The sequence below is a fragment of the Acinetobacter sp. ANC_7513 genome (assembly GCF_056779915.1).
On sequence record NZ_JBWYIW010000001.1, the window covers coordinates 300,161 to 319,970 of the forward strand.

Annotated in this window: 19 protein-coding genes and 3 tRNA genes; 7 read left to right on the forward strand and 15 right to left on the reverse strand. The window is 37.8% G+C overall.

Translation table 11 applies throughout. The features are described from left to right. Positions 1-5 precede the first annotated feature (5 nt). A complete protein-coding gene (locus tag AC1M9B_RS01445) occupies positions 6-878 on the reverse strand; it encodes an ATP-binding protein (RefSeq protein ID WP_481608371.1) in 873 nt (290 codons plus the stop codon). 206 nt (positions 879-1,084) lie between these two features. Between AC1M9B_RS01445 and AC1M9B_RS01450 the strand changes: the two genes are divergently transcribed. The 5 genes from AC1M9B_RS01450 to AC1M9B_RS01470 all read left to right on the forward strand — a co-directional run bounded on the left by AC1M9B_RS01450 (position 1,085) and on the right by AC1M9B_RS01470 (position 3,850). Beyond that, a complete protein-coding gene (locus tag AC1M9B_RS01450; protein ID WP_481596886.1) occupies positions 1,085-2,629 on the forward strand; it encodes a DUF3336 domain-containing protein in 1,545 nt (514 codons plus the stop codon). Continuing rightward, complete coding sequence (locus tag AC1M9B_RS01455; protein WP_481608372.1) at positions 2,574-3,422, forward strand: protein kinase domain-containing protein; 849 nt, start codon at positions 2,574-2,576, stop codon at positions 3,420-3,422. The genes AC1M9B_RS01450 and AC1M9B_RS01455 overlap by 56 nt, the downstream gene beginning before the upstream one ends. A gap of 108 nt (positions 3,423-3,530) precedes the next feature. Further along, positions 3,531-3,615: transfer RNA gene (locus AC1M9B_RS01460), tRNA-Leu, on the forward strand. 38 nt (positions 3,616-3,653) lie between these two features. Then, positions 3,654-3,727 (forward strand) — tRNA-Trp (locus tag AC1M9B_RS01465). 38 nt (positions 3,728-3,765) lie between these two features. After that, positions 3,766-3,850 (forward strand) — tRNA-Leu (locus tag AC1M9B_RS01470). Positions 3,851-4,005: 155 nt separating this feature from the next. Here the strand turns inward: AC1M9B_RS01470 and AC1M9B_RS01475 are convergent. Then, positions 4,006-4,209: a hypothetical protein gene (locus AC1M9B_RS01475; RefSeq protein WP_035267651.1), complete on the reverse strand. Its 204-nt coding sequence runs from the start codon at positions 4,207-4,209 to the stop codon at positions 4,006-4,008. Positions 4,210-4,460: 251 nt separating this feature from the next. Then, positions 4,461-5,192, reverse strand: coding sequence for a hydroxyacylglutathione hydrolase (gene gloB, locus AC1M9B_RS01480; RefSeq protein WP_481608373.1), 732 nt, complete (start codon positions 5,190-5,192; stop codon positions 4,461-4,463). Between the two features lie 225 nt (positions 5,193-5,417). On the opposite strand from gloB, the gene AC1M9B_RS01485 reads away from it, so the two are divergent. Next, positions 5,418-5,804, forward strand: coding sequence for a DUF4951 domain-containing protein (locus AC1M9B_RS01485; protein ID WP_481608374.1), 387 nt, complete (start codon positions 5,418-5,420; stop codon positions 5,802-5,804). A gap of 40 nt (positions 5,805-5,844) precedes the next feature. Here AC1M9B_RS01485 and AC1M9B_RS01490 read toward each other — a convergent pair whose 3' ends face one another. From AC1M9B_RS01490 to AC1M9B_RS01505, 4 genes are all read right to left on the reverse strand, one after another. Next, on the reverse strand, positions 5,845-6,540 hold the full coding sequence (locus AC1M9B_RS01490; RefSeq protein ID WP_481608375.1) for a methionine ABC transporter permease: 696 nt from the start codon (positions 6,538-6,540) through the stop codon (positions 5,845-5,847). Next, positions 6,537-7,562, reverse strand: coding sequence for a methionine ABC transporter ATP-binding protein (locus AC1M9B_RS01495; protein WP_179998301.1), 1,026 nt, complete (start codon positions 7,560-7,562; stop codon positions 6,537-6,539). The genes AC1M9B_RS01490 and AC1M9B_RS01495 overlap by 4 nt, the downstream gene beginning before the upstream one ends. Positions 7,563-7,633: 71 nt before the next feature. Further along, positions 7,634-8,503: a MetQ/NlpA family ABC transporter substrate-binding protein gene (locus AC1M9B_RS01500; RefSeq protein ID WP_035267639.1), complete on the reverse strand. Its 870-nt coding sequence runs from the start codon at positions 8,501-8,503 to the stop codon at positions 7,634-7,636. Positions 8,504-8,866: 363 nt separating this feature from the next. Next, positions 8,867-9,952, reverse strand: a complete 1,086-nt coding sequence (locus tag AC1M9B_RS01505; RefSeq protein WP_481608376.1) for an AraC family transcriptional regulator — start codon at positions 9,950-9,952, stop codon at positions 8,867-8,869. A gap of 216 nt (positions 9,953-10,168) precedes the next feature. Here AC1M9B_RS01505 and AC1M9B_RS01510 point away from each other — a divergent pair, with 216 nt between their 5' ends. Next, positions 10,169-11,584 carry a cytochrome P450 gene (locus AC1M9B_RS01510; RefSeq protein ID WP_481608377.1) on the forward strand — a complete coding sequence of 472 codons (1,416 nt, stop codon included), beginning with the start codon at positions 10,169-10,171 and terminating at the stop codon, positions 11,582-11,584. Between the two features lie 377 nt (positions 11,585-11,961). Here AC1M9B_RS01510 and AC1M9B_RS01515 read toward each other — a convergent pair whose 3' ends face one another. From AC1M9B_RS01515 to AC1M9B_RS01550, 8 genes are all read right to left on the reverse strand, one after another. Further along, positions 11,962-12,609 carry a TIGR02391 family protein gene (locus AC1M9B_RS01515; RefSeq protein ID WP_481608378.1) on the reverse strand — a complete coding sequence of 216 codons (648 nt, stop codon included), beginning with the start codon at positions 12,607-12,609 and terminating at the stop codon, positions 11,962-11,964. Positions 12,610-12,693: 84 nt separating this feature from the next. Beyond that, positions 12,694-13,977, reverse strand: coding sequence for a phosphoribosylamine--glycine ligase (gene purD / locus AC1M9B_RS01520; RefSeq protein ID WP_481608379.1), 1,284 nt, complete (start codon positions 13,975-13,977; stop codon positions 12,694-12,696). Positions 13,978-14,113: 136 nt separating this feature from the next. Further along, positions 14,114-15,688 carry a bifunctional phosphoribosylaminoimidazolecarboxamide formyltransferase/IMP cyclohydrolase gene (purH, locus tag AC1M9B_RS01525; RefSeq protein ID WP_481608380.1) on the reverse strand — a complete coding sequence of 525 codons (1,575 nt, stop codon included), beginning with the start codon at positions 15,686-15,688 and terminating at the stop codon, positions 14,114-14,116. A gap of 88 nt (positions 15,689-15,776) precedes the next feature. Then, positions 15,777-16,046 carry a DNA-binding transcriptional regulator Fis gene (fis, locus tag AC1M9B_RS01530; protein WP_001086304.1) on the reverse strand — a complete coding sequence of 90 codons (270 nt, stop codon included), beginning with the start codon at positions 16,044-16,046 and terminating at the stop codon, positions 15,777-15,779. A 375-nt stretch (positions 16,047-16,421) separates the two neighbouring features. Beyond that, positions 16,422-17,276: a DUF3426 domain-containing protein gene (locus tag AC1M9B_RS01535; protein WP_481608381.1), complete on the reverse strand. Its 855-nt coding sequence runs from the start codon at positions 17,274-17,276 to the stop codon at positions 16,422-16,424. 19 nt (positions 17,277-17,295) lie between these two features. After that, entirely contained in the window at positions 17,296-18,195 is a 900-nt protein-coding gene (gene prmA / locus AC1M9B_RS01540) for a 50S ribosomal protein L11 methyltransferase (RefSeq protein WP_035267660.1), read from the reverse strand. Positions 18,196-18,339: 144 nt separating this feature from the next. After that, positions 18,340-19,230, reverse strand: coding sequence for a bile acid:sodium symporter family protein (locus AC1M9B_RS01545; RefSeq protein ID WP_481608382.1), 891 nt, complete (start codon positions 19,228-19,230; stop codon positions 18,340-18,342). Positions 19,231-19,362: 132 nt separating this feature from the next. Further along, the gene (locus AC1M9B_RS01550; protein ID WP_035267631.1) at positions 19,363-19,719 is read right to left on the reverse strand and encodes a hypothetical protein; all 357 of its coding nucleotides are present in this window, start codon (positions 19,717-19,719) and stop codon (positions 19,363-19,365) included. Positions 19,720-19,810 lie beyond the last annotated feature (91 nt).

Here is a 19,810-nt window from a genome sequence, read left to right on the forward strand (position 1 = left end):
AATGCTTAATCATGCTTTAATTGAGTAGAGCCGATCCAATGTTTTGAAAATTGGAATGCAGAACGACCTGAGCGTTGACCTCTGGCTTGGCACCAACGTAGCGCTTCAGCACGTACTTCAGGTGTCATTTCAATATCAGATTTTTTTAAGTAGTGCTCTACAATCTCTAAATAAAGATTTTGATCCATTGGGTAGAATGAAAGCCAAAGACCAAAACGATCAGACAATGAGATTTTTTCTTCGATCGCTTCTTGCGGATGTAATTCAGTATATTGAGGCACGTCTACTTTAGTGATCGGGGTGTTTTCATGCATAAATTCTGGAAGTAGGTGGCGGCGGTTACTGGTCGCATAAATAATAAAGTTGCCAGAACCTGACTCTAGTGAACCATCTAACACACTTTTTAAACTACGATAATTTTCGTCTTCAGCATTAAAGGCTAAGTCATCACAATACACGATAAATTTTTCAGGACGACCTTCAATAATTTTTTGTATTTCTGGTAGGTCTGACAGATTATCACGTTCAATTTCAATGATGCGTAAACCACGGTCAGCATATTTTGACAGTAAAGATCTTACAATAGATGATTTTCCGGTTCCACGAGATCCAGTCAATAAAATATCGTTTGCAGGTAAACCTTGTAAAAATTGTTCAGTGTTTTGCAGTATTTTTTCTTTTTGTTTTTCGATACCTTTTAAATCATCAAGATGAATTATTTTAGGTTTTTGAATGGGGATCAGCCGTTTATTTTGCCATTTGTATCCTAGTGCTGAGAAATCAATTTCCTGACTCGGTTCAGATAATGTGTGATTAAGTTGATCAATAAGTTGAGAAATTTTTGTTAACAGTTGATCTGGTAGTTCTAGAGTCGCCATAGTTGTTTGTGAAATACAATTCAATAAAATCAAGTTTAATCTACATGATGACGACAGTGATGTGAACTGATCTAAGGGATAAATCTAGGGTGACTGGTCGATACAAGAAATAAATTTTATTAAGTTGATTATTTTGTACTTTTTTTGCATAGTTTAAAAACTGAACAAAAACTAATTGAACTAATAAAAATCAAAGGACTAGCTCAATGATTTTAGGCAATCGTAGTCAAATTAATCCGCATCAAGCGTATCGAATTAAAAAAATGCAACATGAGCTTGAACGTGCGGAGAGCTATGAAGAGTGGAAAGACATTGCCTTAAAGCTGGATGAGGAAACGGGCGCTCAGGAATGGAAGTTTAATAATACTTCACCGTATTTTGATGCTGAAATTATATCGCATCGTTTAAATCTTTTACGCCGTTACAAGCTGAATCATCGTGTAATTGATCTTATCTATATTTTGCGAGAAGGCCTGAGTCATGATGTCGCCAATATTGGTCATCCTATGCTGTTCACACAAACATATATTGGCACTAAAAAACTTATTGAGGACTATATCGAAGAGGTTTCACAGAGTTTAATTTATATCGCTTCGGATGAATGTTCAGGTTTGACACATCAAGAAAAATTTGATTTTTTTAAAAATTGTCAACTGACCTATGGTCAACCAGCAATGATGTTTTCGGGTGGGGCCTCATTAGGTTTGTTTCATACAGGCGTGTGTAAGGCGCTGATGGAACAAGATTTGATGCCGAAAGTTTTATCAGGTTCGAGTGCTGGTGCGTTAATGACGGCGATGTTAGGCGTTTCTGATCAAAAAGATATTGATCAGCTGCTGACAGGAGAGAGCTTTTATAGCGAGGCATTCCATTTCAGAAGTTTCAAAGAGTTGCTTAGAGGAAATGGTGGTATTGCTGATGTGCGATATCTTAAGAAATTTTTAGTGGAAAATTTAGGGGACTTAACATTTCAAGAAGCGTATGAAAAGTCTGGACTTGATATTAATATCAGTGTCGCACCTTATGATGTCGCTCAGGAAGATGCTCGTATCATGAATAAATATACTGCGCCAGATTTACTGGTATGGAGTGCAGTATTGGCATCATGCGCCGTTCCTATCTTATTCCCTCCAGTTCGACTGACCAGTAAGCGTTATGATGGGGTGCATACACCATACTTGGCAAGTATTCGTTGGGTGGATGGCAGTGTAAGAAGTGATTTCCCACAAGAGAAAATGGCTCGTCTCTACAATATTAATTACACCATTGCCAGTCAGGTGAATCCACATATTGTGCCATTCATGCAAAGTGATGCGGAGCGTTTTAGAACAGATCTGCTCAGCTGGCCGCAACGTTTAGTGCGTAAACATGGTAAAACGATTGCGATGGATGTCATGAATTTCACTCGTGACCGAATGGGCAGTGTGCCGACGATTAGACGACTATTGGATCACGGTTATGGTATTGTTGATCAGCGTTATTATGGGGATTTAAATATTGTAGGTAATTATAGTCTGCGACATTATCATTATATGTTACAAAATCCGCGACCTCATTTGTTTAAAGTCCTTCAAAGAGAAGGGGAACGGGCAACTTGGTCAAAACTGTCCAGTATTGAAACACATGCGCGTATAGGAAAAACCATTGAACACTGTTTGGATATGCTGACGCAACTGAAACAGCAAAATGAATCTCTTGAAAAACAATCTACAGTGGCAAACCATTCAGCCTCTGCTCAGGCAACCAGTTAATTTTGAACAAAGTCAGCAGTATGGTCGTCTAATTTATTGTATCGAAATAGACGACCAAACGTATTGGGTTAAGCGACAACAGCAGGGTATCAGTTCACAGCATGAGCAGTGGTTCGACAATGAGATAAAACACTACCAATCACTCAGTACTCGCTCTTCAAAGATCTTAGTGCCGTTTGAGATCGTGTATGACGAAAACAGTAGATTCGATACACCTACATCAAAACATGATTCTTCATCATTGATTCTGATTGAAAATGCGGCGCCGCTATTTGAAGTAGAAAATTCTGTCTATACTCAAATGCAGACCTTCCCACACAATGAGTTTTCAAATGTGGTCAATCTATTATTACATAGTCTAGATGCATTACTATCGATTCATGAGCAAGGATTGGTCCATGCAGATCTCAAAAGAGAACATTTTAGAATATTCAATGGTCAACCCAAATTAATTGATTTTGAACAGATGTTTCACTTTGAGTGCCATCCTCAAGTTTCTACGCATGGAACACCAAGGTATATGGCGCCTGAGTTGTTTCATGGTGAGTCAAAATCACAAGCATCAGATATATATGCACTCGGTATTATTTGGTTAGAATGGTTAAATCAGTACTCAATCCGTAAAAAAAGCTATATAGATTGGGCAAAATGGCATTGTCAGCAATTAAAAGTTGAAATTATTAGGCCTTTTTCTGACTTAACACCAGTACTGCAGCAGATGTTGATGAAAAATAAATCACAAAGATTGAACAATATTTATCAATTAAAACAGTTATTAAGCGAATTTGTTTAAACAAAAACCAGTAAAATGGATAATTGTTTTATATTTAGTCAAACAATAAGGTTTTTCAAAAAAAGGGCTTGTCATGAGATAATGATCTCTATAATATACACAGCCATCGGGGACGTGGCGAAATTGGTAGACGCACTGGATTTAGGTTCCAGCGCCGCAAGGTGTGAGAGTTCGAGTCTCTCCGTCCCCACCAAGTAATTTACTAGGTGGAACGACCGAAGTAGGTGAAATAGAGGATTGGTGTAATGGTAGCATGACGGTCTCCAAAACCGTTCGTCAAGGTTCGAATCCTTGATCCTCTGCCAAGTTTTATGAAGCTCAGTAATATGATTGAGTATTCAAAGGGGACGTGGCGAAATTGGTAGACGCACTGGATTTAGGTTCCAGCGCCGCAAGGTGTGAGAGTTCGAGTCTCTCCGTCCCCACCATATTAAGGCAAGGTTTGATACCTTGCTTTTTTATTGCCTATATTTTTATATCAATACAGACTGAAATATATAAATATAAAAAAATCGCCTACAAAGAGGCGATGTTAATATTTAGATGATCTATTTAGTATTCATTCCGTTGAATTAAGGTGAGATTAAGCTTTTAAGTGATCCTCGAACTCTTCACCTAATTGCATTGCCAGAGTATTTCCAGATAAGTCACATGTCACTAAACCATATTCTTTTTTAAAGCTGAAAGTGAAGCCTTGGTTATCCTTTAAATTTCGAACGGAATAACCTAATTTTTCTAACCAAATTCTGAATGCAATTAAATTTTTTGCTTTGACCACTTTCTTCATGAGACAACTCCTTTGACTAATGAAATATTAATAAGGTTAATGATGTTCTTTTTAAAGGGCTTTAACCTAAATTAATGTAAATATATTTTAATTCTATAAATAAGTATATATTTCATGCAATTACAAGACAGAATTTGATCATATTGTTAAAGCTTTAAGGTAAAGAAGAGAATGTATTGTCTGAAGGGTTTATTATTGAGCGAATATCGCTCAGTAATAAACCCCTGTATTTTGAATAGATAATGCTAAATTTAGAAATTATCTTTCATTTCCCGAATACGTTTAAATTCTTCAGCACTGTTGACGCGCAAGAAAGGATTGGTCTCAAGTTCAATTTCAATGGTGGAAGGTAAGGTTATTTGATTTTGATCTCGAAGTTTCTGAACTTGCTCAAATCGTTCTTGCAGTGCCTTATTCTCAGGTTCTACTTGCAAAGCGAATTGTGCATTTGAGAGCGTGTATTCATGGGTACAGTAGACTTGAGTTCTTGGAGGAAGCGCTGACAGTCGGTTAAGTGATTGATACATTTGTTCAGCCGTTCCTTCAAAAAGGCGTCCGCATCCCATTGCAAATAAGGTATCTCCACAGAATAAACTGTCAATTTCATCTGCAAATATTGCGATATGACCTAAGGTGTGGCCAGGAACAGCGATGACGTCAAGTTTTAAGTCATTAAAATAAAATTCATCATCATGATTGAGTGGACAACTGATAAATGGAATTTTAGATAATTCTTCACGTGGACCATAAACTTCAATATTTTTTTCCGCGATTAACTCTGGCACACCACCAATATGGTCTTTATGCCAGTGGGTAAGCCATATTTGCTTAAGTGTTAAACAATTCGAGTCACAATAGTTGACCACCAAATTGGCTTCTGTAGGGTCTACCACTGCAATTTCTTGGGTTTCAGTATCTTCAATAATCCATATATAGTTTTGTAGCGCATTGTTAACATCAATTACGCGAACTTGATAACGCATCCTAAACGATCCTAAAGCATGTGACTTATTTGATCTCATCCTAGATCAAGCTTATCAAATTGTAAAATTCACCCAAATTTTAAAGAGCGATGTATTGTAAATATTGATTTCGAATTTGATGAGGTGCATTGTTGTTAGCTTAAGATTATCTGATCTGATGAACTAATTTCGAGTAAAAAGTAAATGATGATAAAAGTGAGATTGAGTGCTTGCATCAGCGCAGTGATGAGTTCGATTGTTCTTGTTGGTTGTATGCAGAACTCTCAAGTTGGTCAACTGCAAAAGTCTCAATTATACGAGCGTCCAAGCAGCTGTAAGGTCAATGAGACAATCGAACGTAAAGCGGTTCCTCAAACACCCAACCAAAAGAGCCTTCCGAGTTTTGGGCAAGGGGTTATCGGTTGGGCGACAGGGCCAGAAGGTGCTCAAGCACGCTTAGAAAGTATATCCAAGCAAGACATCCATCAGTTAAAAGCACAAGGTGTTAGTTTGGAAATGATACGCGAATGGCAAGCGTTTTATACGCATGAAGCAAAGCGTAATCCATGCAATCCGACTGCGGCGTTACGTGCGCAATTAATGGAAAAAATCGCTTCACTTTGGATGGATTGATATTAAAAAAGATCTCAGTTGAGATCTTTTTTTTAATTTACTACCGCATTTTGGCGAGCTTTTCGCCTGTCATTTGCACCAATTGTACTAATACTAAAAGAACAATGACGGTGAGTATAACGACACTGGTATCAAAGCGTTGATAACCATAGGAGATTGCAAGATCACCAATGCCGCCTGCACCGACCGCGCCAGCCATGGCTGTTGCACCAATTAAGCTGATTGCAGCTGTAGTTAAATTGAGAATGAGGGAACTGCGTGCCTCAGGTAGAATAAACTTGAAAATAATTTGTAGGGGTGTTGCGCCCATAGCTTGCGCTGACTCCACGATACCTTCGTTGACTTCAAGGAGTGAAGTTTCAACCAGACGACCAATATAAGGGCCTACATAAATGGTTAAAGGAACAATAGCTGCCCAAGTCCCAATCGAAGTACCCACAATCATTTTTGTCAGTGGAATAACCGCGATCAGGAGGATAATAAACGGGAGGGAACGTAATGCATTCACAATAGGGTTTAATCCGTAGTAAATCACACGATTGGCTAAAATCCCGTTTGGTCGTGTAACAAGTAGGGTTATCCCTTGAATTAAACCCCAAATCGTACCGAATAGCATTGCAAATAAAACCATATGAAAGGTTTCTTGTAGGGCTGTCACAAATTGATCAATTGAAAGCGAGCTTTTCCAAAAAGGTTCAGTAATTTCTGTTAGCCATTGAACAATCATATCTCTCATGCACGTACTCCTGATTGCTCAACTTTAACGCCATGTTGTTGGAAAAAGCTGATGGTTTCTTGAATAATGTCTGGATCACCCAGTAATTGCACAAACATTTGCCCAATCACAGCGCCATTAATTTCGGTCATGTTGGCAAATAAAATATTGAGACTAATATCAAATCGTTTAATGGCAGCTTGCACAACAGTTTCTTGGGCCGAAGTACCTAAGAACTGCAAGCTATAAATACTGTGGTGATTTTGATTTTCTAAGTTATTTAAAATATTGATAGGTAATTGCTGCTGTAAAACAGTTTGAATAAATGTTTTGGTCGTCGGGTGTTGAGGTTGACTAAAGATATCGAGAGTACTGCCGTGTTCAATCACTTTGCCTTGCTCCATAACTGCAACAAAGTCGCAAATCGACTCAATAACATCCATTTCATGCGTAACCATAACAATGGTGATTCCTTGCTCTTGATTAATTTTTTTCAAAAGGGCAAGTACAGACTTTGTCGTTTGAGGATCAAGCGCTGATGTTGCTTCGTCACAGAGTAGAATTTTTGGATGATTGGCAAGTGCCCGAGCGATACCTACACGCTGTTTTTGACCACCAGAAAGCTCATCTGGAAAAGCATCGCGTTTATGTTTTAAATCGATAAACTCAAGTAGCTCATCTAAGCGTTTTAGACGCTCAGCTTTACTCCAGCCAAGGAGTTTCATTGGCATTTCAATATTGGCTGCAACGGTTTTGGTTTGTAGTAAATTGAAATGCTGGAAAATCATACCAATATTGGCGCGTTCTTGACGTAATTTTGAAGCGCTCAAAGCAGTGAAATCTTGACCGTGGATGATCATTTGACCTTGATTGGGTCTTTCTAGTAAATTGATCAAACGGATCAGTGTACTTTTACCTGCACCACTATAGCCTATAATTCCGAAGATACTTCCATCTGGAATCGTCAGATTAATATTGTCTAAGGCGTGAATAGTTTGGCCTTTAAGCTGATAATGTTTACTAATATTTTTAAATTCAATCATAACGTCAAGAACTATTAAAAATGAAAAACAGGCAAATTAAATTTGCCTGTTAAAAATACAGAAGTCTAGAATTATTGAGCTTCTGTGAGATATGTCGTTGGTTTATCAACATTAACTTTAGTGCCACCAAAGTTCTCTTTCACATATTGCTTAACCGCATCTGTATGATATAGCTGACCTACCTTTTGCAATACAGGATCATTCTGACGGCCTTCAGCTACAGCCAGTACATTCACATTCATTTTTGTACTTTGATCGATTGGCTCGTAGTAGATCGCATCTTTTAATACGTTCAAACCACCTTCCATTGCTAAGGTGTTGCCTAATACAATGGCATCCACTTCATCTTTCACACGTACCGCAGTTGCCATTTGAATCGGTTTGATGGTGATCTGTTTAGGATTCTCAGTTACATCAGAAGTTGTGCCTTTGACATTGTCAAATTGAGGTTTTAACTTTACTAAACCAGCAGATTGCAATAATAAAAGGGCACGTGATTCATTAGCACCATCGTTTGGAATTGCAATGGTCGAACCTGTTTTGAAATCATTTAGATTTTTAACTTTGCTTGAGTAAATCCCCATTGGCTCAAGATAAGTCGTAGATAATGGCGCAATTTTTTGAGTATTAGCATCATTGTATGCAACCATATATGCATATGATTGGAAGGCATTGATATCAATCTCTTTATTGGCTACCGCAGTGTTCATTGAAACATAATCAGTAAAGTTTTTAACATCTAACTTTAAACCTGCAGCTTCAGTTTCTGGCAATTTTGCAATGAACTTCCAGATATCTGCATCTGAACCTGTAGAAGCGATTGTAATGGTTTGAACTGAATCTTTATTCGTGTTGTTTGCAGCGGTTTCTGGAGCATCTTGTTTTGAGCATCCAGCGATACCCACTGATAGGCCCAAAACTAAACCAAGAATTTTCTTCATGATATTTCCTGAGTATGTTGAAACAATCTTCAACTTACATATGCAGTGAGGTGAATAGTGAAATGAACTGTCCTTGTTTAAAGAGCATTTCAACCTATTCATCTGTTAGAGATAATTCGGTATTTAGCTATCAATTATTTAAGCATTGATAACAAAAAAGTTGGTTGATGATAACAATTTTTTTTTATTCAATATAGTGATGTTAATGAACTAGCTTAGCATAAAGCGTCATATACAATTTATGAGAATGTATAAATAAACTTTAAATATCATACTTATAATTTGAGTGTTTAAAATTAGCAAGATCTGTTACCAGTCGAACACCTTATAATGATTTAATATATCAATATGAAAAATATGGATTTAATTTAATTTAGAAATTTGCTTGGTAAGATCATTATTGTATTTCTGCCGATATTGGCTAGGGGTCATACCAAACCAACGCTTGAATGCTCGTCTGAAATTTGAGGCATCGTGATAATTAAGAAGCATACCAATTGTTTCAATCGTGAGTTGCGTATGCTCAAGAAAATAAGCACTTTGTTGTGCAAGTACCTGATCTTTGACCTCTTTAAAGGTTAAACCTTCTTTTTCTAAATGACGAGCTAAGGTTCGTTTGCTCATGAATAATGAAGCGGCAATCTCGGATTCATTTTTGGGATCTGATAAATGCTCAATCAGTATTTTTTTGACACGAAATTGATAAGTATTTTGGGGTGTAAGAAGATCCTTAAGTACATTTTCACATTGTTTTTTTGCAATCAGATAGTTCTCCTGACTTGCTGAAGCATTCGGGATTTTACACACAGATAAAGGTATCTGAATGCCATCAAAAGATTGTGAAAATGCGAAATCACATTGAAAAATTTCTGTATAAGCAGCATGGTAAGCAGGTTTAGGATAGCTAAAAAGCAACTTCGCCTCAGTTAATGGCTTACCTAAAATAAATTCAGCACACTCTTTAAATACCACCATGCAAGACTCGATCATGCTTTGATATACAAGGGTGGAGCAATCGATATTAAAGTGAATTTTACAATTCATCTGCTGATCACGTTTTTCGAGAATGACCTCTGCAAATCCAATTCGAGTAGGTAGATAATGTTGAATCGCATCAAGTGCAGCATAAAGGTTCGGGCAACTGTGCATCAAAAAGCCCATTGCGCCATGAGTCGTGGGTTTAAGGCGATGCCCAAGTTCTAAACCGAAATCGGGAACATCTGTCATGTTCAATGCATTTTCAAATATACGAATAAAATCAGATGCTGAAATCCGAGAATCTTCTTGTTGAATAAATTCAGCAGTCAGTGATGTGCCATTCAATAAAGTTGGGAATACACGCAGCCCACCTCCCAATTGTTGCGCAATAATTCTGACATAGGCGCAGGGAATCAATGCCCGAATTGCATTATTGTCCTGATTGCTATGTTCTATTCCTTTAGAAATCATACTCAAGTCCAGATAGCGTGATATTTATCTTTCTTAAATCTAGCCTCATTAGAGCTGCTAATTTGAATAAAAAGAATGTCAAAAAATGACTTATTAATGTCAAAAAATGACCTGATTGTGTATTTTTAAAATTCTATGCTCAAACACAGATCATCAGCTTAATGGAATAAAGGCTGAATATAAATTTAAAGATGAGATCACATAGGACACATTGTCATGAATAATTTAGTCAAAAAAATGAATGCTGTTCGAGTAGATTTGGTGAATTTTAGCGCTCGCTATATTCCCTTAGAAAATCATATCAAAGCTGCCCATGTGTACCATAAATTAAAAAGTAGCTTATTTAAGAATCCTGATTTTGATCAAATTGAAGAAACTCGACTTCCAGATCCAAATGTTTGCACCTTACAAGAGCTTGATGTCAGTAGCCCTTTTTTATACAAGCAAGGTGTATGGAAGGATGCTTTTAAACGATTACGGAAAGATGCACCGATACATTATCAATCAAACAGTTTATTTGGTCCTTTTTGGTCGATGACACAGTACGAAGATGTCATGTACGTTGATAAAAATCATCAGCTTTTCTCTTCAGAACCGATCATTATGTTGGGTGAGCAACCGCAAGGTTTAGAGCTTGAAATGTTTATTGCGATGGATCCACCGAAGCATGATATTCAGCGTAAAGCTGTGCAGGGTGTTTTCGTACCAAAAAACTTGAAAGACATGGAAAGCTTGATTCGGACACGTACCCAAGACGTACTTGATCACTTGCCTTTAAATGAAGCTTTCGACTTTGTAGATCGAGTATCAATTGAACTGACCTCAAGAATGTTGGCGACATTGTTAGATTTTCCTTACGAAGAACGCCGTAAATTGGTCTATTGGTCTGAAATTGCATCCTCATCACCAGGTACGACAGGCGGTACGATGACTATTGAAAATACTTTTGATGGTTTAAAAGAGATGGTGAGAGATTTGTCTCAACTTTGGCATGATAAGGCTGCACGTATAAAAGCAGGTGAGGCTTCAAGTTTTGACTTGATGAGTATGCTTATTCGGAGTGATGAGACAAATGATCTGATTCAGCGACCATTAGAGTTTCTGGGGAATTTGGCATTATTAATCGTAGGCGGGAATGATACGACTCGTAACTCGATGTCGGGCGGGGTTTACGCAATGCATTTGTTCCCTCAGGAATTAGGCAAGCTGAAGAATAATCCTGATCTGTTGCCTAATATGGTTAGTGAAATTATTCGTTGGCAGACACCATTGGCGTATATGCGCCGTGTAGCGACTCAAGATCTAATTTATAAAGGTCAGTATATCCGTAAAGGTGACAAAGTTGTTATGTGGTATGCGTCTGCTAACCGTGATGAAACTGTGTTTGAAAATGCGGATGAATTTCGTATTGACCGTGAAAATGTGAAAAAACATCTATCATTTGGTTATGGAATTCATCGCTGTATGGGTAGTCGTTTAGCTGAGTTGCAATTGACCATTCTTTGGGAGGAGATTCTCAAACGTTATGACAGAATTGAAGTGCTTGAAGAACCCGAAATTGTTCAGTCTAATTTTGTTCGTGGGTATTCTAAGATGATGGTAAAGCTGCATCCAAAGTCAGAATCTAAATAGTCCAAAATCCCTCATATTAGATGAGGGATGTTTTTATGTGCCGTGAAAAGAAATAGGATTTGATCATAAATTATAACTCAAGCAGCTATATAAATTTGGATAAATGGGGCGGTGTCAGCATCTTGCCATTGGCGGAGGATCAGGCAAGGGTTTCAATATAATTTTTCATATTGATTGATCTTTATCTTTGAACCGCTTCACTTTCTAGTAAATAAAGTTCATTGATGAGTAAAAATTCTCTTTGTAGTTGATTTAGTGATTTTTCTACTTCACTGTGTGCTCTTCGATTACGATAGGCTTTAAAAGTATTCACAAATAATCTGCCAATAGCCGTAGATGACTCTTCATTTTCTGACTCCCATTTGAAGGGAGATAACTTATTTTTTTTTTACGTCTGAACAGAATGCATCTTCCATTAGTGAGCTAGAGAATTTTTGCGAATTTATTTTTTCTCGAATAATATCTTCTAATCGAGTATACGCAGTCATTATTGATGCATCAGCATCTAATTTAAACTTAAAAGCTAAATCTATAATTCTCTTGTCAATTAAATTTAATGGCAATTCGCTAGGATAATAGTCATTTATTTTTAAAGGTTCATTAAGCATAAAATCTAAATTGCTAATGTAATCATAAATTGTGTTAGTCCGTCTATAAGAACTATTTAAGAAAGACTCTACGTCACTATCACTTAACGCATTTTGCCTAATGATTTCAAATTCTTTAGTTGATATAAGCAGCTCTTTGATTTCAATTTTATGCCTTTGCAATAGTTTTAAAGCTTTAACAAAACCTTTATAACCTTCTGAGATATAATCTGATCTAAAGCCATATCTAATGAGATAAACAGTTCGATAACCTTTAATTAAAAAACAATGATTGTGATCATTAGTTAAAACAAGTGCTCGTTCAACTTGTTCTTCAAATTTTAGAACTAAGGCAATTGCTTCAATGCAATCTTGCGTATGAGGTGTCCCTAAATATTGTATTTCTTCAGATGGTTGATTAAATAAATTAAAGCGCATTTTTATAAAGTATTTGTTTGATATTTAATTGAATATATCAAAAAACCCCGCACTTAGCGGGGTTTTTATTAATCTAAATTAATATTAAGAATTTTCACGAGCAATCGCACGGTAGCCAATATCTTTACGGTATTGAACGCCGTCGAAAGTCACTTTTTGGCAAAGTTCCAACGCTTTTGCTTGTGCTTCACCAATGGTATTACCAAGAGCAGTCACGCAAAGTACACGACCACCAGCAGTTACGATGTCACCATTCTCATTGGCTTTCGTACCTGCATGGAACACTTTCGCATCTGCCATTTCCGTATCTAAACCTGAAATTACATCGCCATTGCTTGATGTTTCAGGATAGCCTTTCGAGGCAAGCACGATACCGACAGTTTTACGCTCATCCCATTCAGCTTCTGCAGGAAGTTTACCTTCAATACCTGCTTCAACTAAATCAACTAAAGATGATTTCAAACGCATCATGATCGGTTGAGTTTCAGGGTCACCAAAACGACAGTTAAACTCGATTACTTTAGGCTGACCTTGTTCATCAATCATCAAACCTGCGTATAAGAAACCTGTATAAACGTGACCGTCTTTTTTCATACCTTCAACGGTAGGACGCATCACTTCATTCATGGTTTTTTCAAAAACTTCAGCCGTTACAACAGGAGCAGGAGAGTAAGCACCCATACCACCAGTATTAGGACCTTGGTCACCTTCAAAGATACGTTTGTGATCTTGTGAAGTTGCCATAGGTAAAATGTTGTCGCCATCAATCATACAAATGAAAGATGCTTCTTCACCTGCCAAGAACTCTTCGATGACAACGCGTGAACCTGCATCACCAAATTTGTTGCCTGCAAGCATGTCATCAATTGCATCGAATGCTTCTTGATTGGTCATCGCAACGATCACGCCTTTACCAGCAGCAAGACCATCAGCTTTGATCACGATCGGCGCACCATTTTTCTCAACAAATGCTTTAGCTGCATCTACTTCTGTAAATACGTCATAAAAAGCTGTTGGGATGTTATGGCGTTTTAAGAAGTGTTTCGCAAATGCTTTAGAGCCTTCTAATTGCGCTGCAAATTGAGTTGGACCCCAAATTTTTACGCCAGCTTCACGACAAGCATCTACAACACCGTTTACAAGTGGTGCTTCAGGACCAACTACAATCAATTCAACTGCATTGTTTTTAGCAAATTCGATGATTGCAGGATTGTCTAAAATGTTAAGTGCTACATTTTCACATTTTGGTTCAGTTGCTGTGCCCGCATTACCCGGTGCAACAAAAACTTTAGTTACTTTTTCATCTTGAGCGATTTTCCATGCTAACGCATGTTCACGACCGCCATTACCCAAAACTAAAATATTCATCGGTTCATACTCCATGAATCGAAAATGACATAAAGTCCTCAACTAAATGAATAGAAGAGGACTTTAGGCAAGATTAAAAATCTCTTATCAGTGTTATAGGTGACTTATGAGAAGTCATCATGACACGAACCATTAATTAATGACGGAAATGACGCATGCCAGTGAACACCATTGCAATACCTGCTTCGTCAGCAGCAGCAATCGTTTCTTCATCACGCATTGAACCACCCGGTTGGATAATACATTTGATACCTGCTTTAGCGGCGTTATCAATACCATCACGGAATGGGAAGAATGCGTCAGATGCCATTACTGCACCTTCAACGACTAAGCCTGCATGTTCAGCTTTGATCGCAGCAATACGAGCAGAGTTTACGCGGCTCATTTGACCTGCACCCACACCAATCGTTTGACGGTTTTTAGCATAAACAATCGCGTTTGATTTAACGTATTTCGCAACTTTCCAAGCAAAGATCATGTCATCAATTTCTTGTTCAGTTGGGGCACGTTTCGTCACAACTTTAAGATCATCTTTAGTAATCATACCTAAGTCTTGATCTTGAACGAGTAAACCACCGTTTACACGTTTGTAGTCCATTTGTGGAGCACGTTCGTCAATTGCAGGTAATTCGCCACATACAAGTACACGTACGTTTTTCTTCGCACCTGTAACTTCTAGTACACCTTCAGCAACGCTTGGTGCAATAATCACTTCAACAAATTGACGGTCAACAATTGCTTGTGCAGTTGCAACGTCTAATTCACGGTTAAACGCAATAATGCCACCGAATGCAGATTCTGGATCAGTTGCATATGCAAGGTCATATGCAGCTTTAATACCATCTAAAGAGACTGCAACGCCACATGGGTTAGCGTGTTTTACGATTACACATGCAGGTTTCGCAAATGATTTAACACATTCAAGTGCTGCATCAGTATCTGCAATGTTGTTATAAGATAATTCTTTACCTTGCAACTGTTTAGCAGTAGAAACAGAGGCTTCAGTTGCAGCAGGGTCAACATAGAATGCAGCAGATTGATGTGGGTTTTCACCGTAACGTAAATCTTGAGCTTTATTTAATTGCGTATTGAATGTACGTGCAAATTGATCAGCTTGACCGTCTTCTTTACCAACGCGAGCGCCTAAGTAAGATGCGATCATACCGTCGTACTGAGCAGTATGTTCAAATGCTTTAACTGCTAAGTCAAAACGAGTTGCATAAGAAAGTGAGCCTTCAGCTTTAAGCTCAGCAACTACAGTCGCATAGTCAGATGCATTTACAACGATACCTACAGACGCATGGTTTTTCGCAGCAGCACGAACCATCGTTGGACCACCGATGTCGATATTTTCAATCGCATCAGCAAGTGAGCAGTTAGGTTTTGCAACAGTTGCAGCAAATGGATAAAGGTTTACCACAACTAAATCGATCGCATCGATGTTGTGTTCAGCCATCACAGCTTCATCTAGACCACGACGAGCCAAGATACCACCGTGGATTTTCGGATGAAGTGTTTTTACACGTCCGTCCATCATCTCTGGGAAACCAGTGTGCTCTGAAACTTCGACTACAGCAATATTGTTGTCACGTAACAACTTATAAGTACCGCCAGTAGATAAAATTTCTACCCCTAGAGCAACAAGGTCTTGGGCAAATTCAACAATGCCTGTTTTATCAGAAACAGAGATTAATGCGCGTTTAATAGTCATGATTTAGTCACAGTTATCAAGAATTAAAACAAAAAAGCTAAATAGCAGGTAAAAAAAATGCCCGCGGAAGCCGCAAGCATTTTATCATTTATTCACTCATTAAACCGTGAGCTTTCAACTTTTTACGTAAAGTACCACGGTTAAGGCCTAGAATCTCAGCAGCGCGAGTCTGGTTGCCACGTGTATATTCTAACACTACAGATAAAAGAGGTTTCTCCATTTCTGCTAAAACCATGTCATAAACTTGAGATGGTTGCTCGCCTTGCAATTGTGCAAAATAATGGCGAACTGCGCGATCTACGTGAATACGAAGAGCGACATCAGATTGTGCAGTAAAAATAGGAGATTTGCTATTCATGCGAGTTAATCCGAGAATCAATAATCACTTAGGGTAAAAGTGATTTTGTGGTCAAAATAAAAAAAACGAGCTCCGTTTTAGGTCCTAAAACGGTCGACTCTAAAACAAGAACAATTAGCTTGCCACAACTAGAGCAATTGAGTGAAAAATAAGCGTAACAATAGTTTAATATTTGTTACGGTTCCACATAAAACAAAAAACATCCCTGATGCGCTGAATAAAAAAATTAAGCACATGAACAGAACTGTATTTATTTTGAGAAATTGCGAGGAGTTTGCGGTACAAAGCTTTCGTGGCGCGTATCATACCATTGTCTATGAAAAAGTGAGCAAGAAAACTACATTTTTTTTAATTTTTTTATCGTTTTTTTTGATCTTATGGTCGTATAACTTCCAATTTATAATTGTCAAACTCAGATTGAGAAAAATTTATACTAAATTTGAAACCAAATGGACTGTCTTGAGGAATTCGTGTAATTCCATGCAAACTTTCTACTAAATATTCATTGGGTGCTTTAATAGAAGATGAAATCAGCTTCCCTTGTTGATAAATGCTTATTTTCAACAGAGGCAGTTTTAAACCTTTGCTATATTGGTTCACCAAGTGACCTGAAAAAACAGTAGATATCGCTGATGTTGACTCAATATTGAGGTCTTGTACTTTTATATGGGTATAGCGTTTATCGAGCGTGTCACAATTAAATAAATTACATGCTGATATAAATGCCTGATTTAGCGCAGGTGAGCGTTGCAGTACATTTGGGTTAAACCATAAAAATTGAAAAACCAGTAATAACGCTAAAATTGTATTTACGATCGCCCATATCGCAATATAAATCCTAGTTCTTGGTTTCGATTGGCTATTGGCATGGATTGATGATGAAAGATTTAAAGAAGGGTAGTTGGTAATCGGATCATGATTGAACGTATTTAAGTTATTTAAATACGTACGCAAGGTAATATTTGAATGTGCAACTTTACGATCGAAAATATCCAATAGGTGTTGTTCTTGTTTGGGTTCGATCACATCTTCAGATGGTGCTGTACTGTCTTGGACTTCTTTGATTAAAGGCTCAACCACTTTCGGTTGAGGATTGAATAGATGTAGAAGCGCATTAAACTCAGCAGAACATTTAGGACAACAAACCATACCCTCGGCAACAGTTAACTGGGTGACTGATACCTTGTAAATTGTGGAGCAATTTGGGCAGCGGGTTTGTTTATCACTCATATCTTAAATTAAGCTCTACTTATTTATGGCGTTTCCCAGAAAGACGGTACCAATTTTCATCACGCTTTTCTTTGTCTAATATATCAAAAAATTCAGCATAAACACGAGAAACATCATCAACTTGCTCTTCAATAATACCAGCTAGTGCGAATTCACCCTCAGGTTGAATGAGTGTTGAAAACTCCTCAGCAAGTGCCATCAGTGGGCCAGCAAGAATATTTGCGACAAATACATCTGCCTTTTGCTCACCGAGTGCTTGATTAAATTCTTCAGGTAAGCCGACATATAAATTTTCGAGAACGCCATTTAATTCAGCATTTTGTTGTGTAGCGAGTACAGCTTGAGGATCAATATCCGTCGCATATACTTTTTTTGCACCAAGCAATAGGGCAGCAACACCTAGAATGCCAGAACCACAGCCGTAATCGATGACGATTTTGTCTTTTACATCGGTTTTACCCAACCATTGTAGGCAGAGGAATGTTGAAGCATGATTACCCGTACCAAAAGCTAAGCCTGGATCTAATTTAATATTGACCGCATCCGCTTCAGGTGCTTCCATCCACTCAGGTACGATCCAATATTTTTCACCAATTTGAATTGGCTCATATGCATCCATCCAAGTGCGTTCCCACTCTTGATCTTCGATAAACTCATAACGTAAAGGCGCTTCAGGCATCTGGTCTTTAATGAAAGTTTCTAGTGCGACGACATCGATTTCTTCATCATCTTCTTGAGCGTAAATACCCGTTACGATGACTTTGTTCCAAAGCGGAGTCTCACCTGGAAGTGGTTCTAATAACGCTTGATCTTCTGCATCATCTAGCGTCACACTGACTGCACCAAGAGATAATAATAATGTTTCAGTAAAATCAACTTGTGCTTGATCGACAGTAATATGGATTTGTAACCACTTCACAGTAAAAAAACCTAAATATGCAATACGAGAGTTAGCATTGTACTGTATTCGCTTTAAGAATGCAGATAAAACCTGAAGCATAAATAAAGGCACGATTACAGTGCCTTTAAGATGAGTTGATTAACTCAATTAATATCAGTTAATTTATGAGTGGTTTCGAGTTAACTCAGCCGGATGGTCTAATGGTGCAAAACGATTCAGCAACATGCCGAAAATAGCAGCGAAGATATACATAAAGATTGAATAAACAGCTGCTGGCATCGCAATTTCGCTGCTATTCATTATCGTGATTGCAATCGCCATGGCCAAAGTACTGTTATGGATACCAATTTCAAAAGCACACGCTCTTGCTTGAAAGCTCGGTACACCAAAGAAGCGTGGTAGAAAATAACCAACGCTAAGACTTGCGATACAAAATAACGCTGTTGCCAAACCAATTTGAGCAAGATAATTCATAATGTTGGCACGTTCAGAAAGTACTGCACCGACAATAATTAACACTAAGAATACAACGGCAAAAATACGCACAGGTTTTTCTAGTTTAGTTGCAACATTTGGAAATTTGTAGCGCACAAACATACCGAGGGCAACTGGAATAAGAATAATGGCGAACACTTGTAAAATTTTACTAAATTGTAGACCAATTTGAGTTGAATCCTGAATGAAATGTGTGATTGCAAAATTCACGATCAGCGGCAAGGTCACTGCAGCAATAATGGCATTAATCGCAGTCAAGGTGATGTTGAGCGCAACATCACCTTTGTATAAATAGCTAAATAGATTGGCTGTCGCACCCCCTGGTGAGGCAGCAAGCAACACTAAGCCGACAGCCAAGTAAGGCGAAAGATTGAGTATTTTACATATAATAAATGCAACGCCAACCAAAATGATGAGTTGGGAAAATAATGCGATGAGCACTGCTTTAGGGTGTTTACGAACGCGTAGAAAATCTTGAACAGTGAGTTCAAGTCCTAAACCCGCCATCACAATTGCAAGTGCTAAAGGTAAAAAAATCGTAAGGATCCCTGTGTCCATAAATTCATCCTGAATTTGGTTGTGTTATTTGTAAATAGATCGTTATTTTTAATTTGGTTTTATCGTTATCAATAAATAAAAGCAACCAATTTTTCAATTGGTTGCATAAATGGTCGAATTTAAAAAATTGGGTTAAGACGCTTTTGGCATCGGTGGCGCATATCCGAGTGCACATTTGCCTTTATATTCTTGACCTTCGATATTTACTGAAACACTCGCTGCATCAGACTTACAAGCTGAATTAAGCTGCTCTTCATTTCCTTTCAAATCTTTACTTTGGGTTGGGAAAAATTGAGTTTGGCAAGTACCATTCCAAATGATTCCTTTATACGGGAAACTGACAGCATCACCTTCGCTTTTACCCTTACATACGCTTTGGAATTGTTTGGCATTATAGGCATTATCAACTTTGTCATTCGCAATACTCATACTACTTACGCTTAGACCCAAACAACATAACATTGACATCGTAAATAACTGGACTTTCATGTTCGTATACTCTTGTTAAAAAATATGACTTGAATATGTTGAAAAAATAGTCGAATCAATGGAAGGGCAATGCTGTAAATAAATTTTCTAA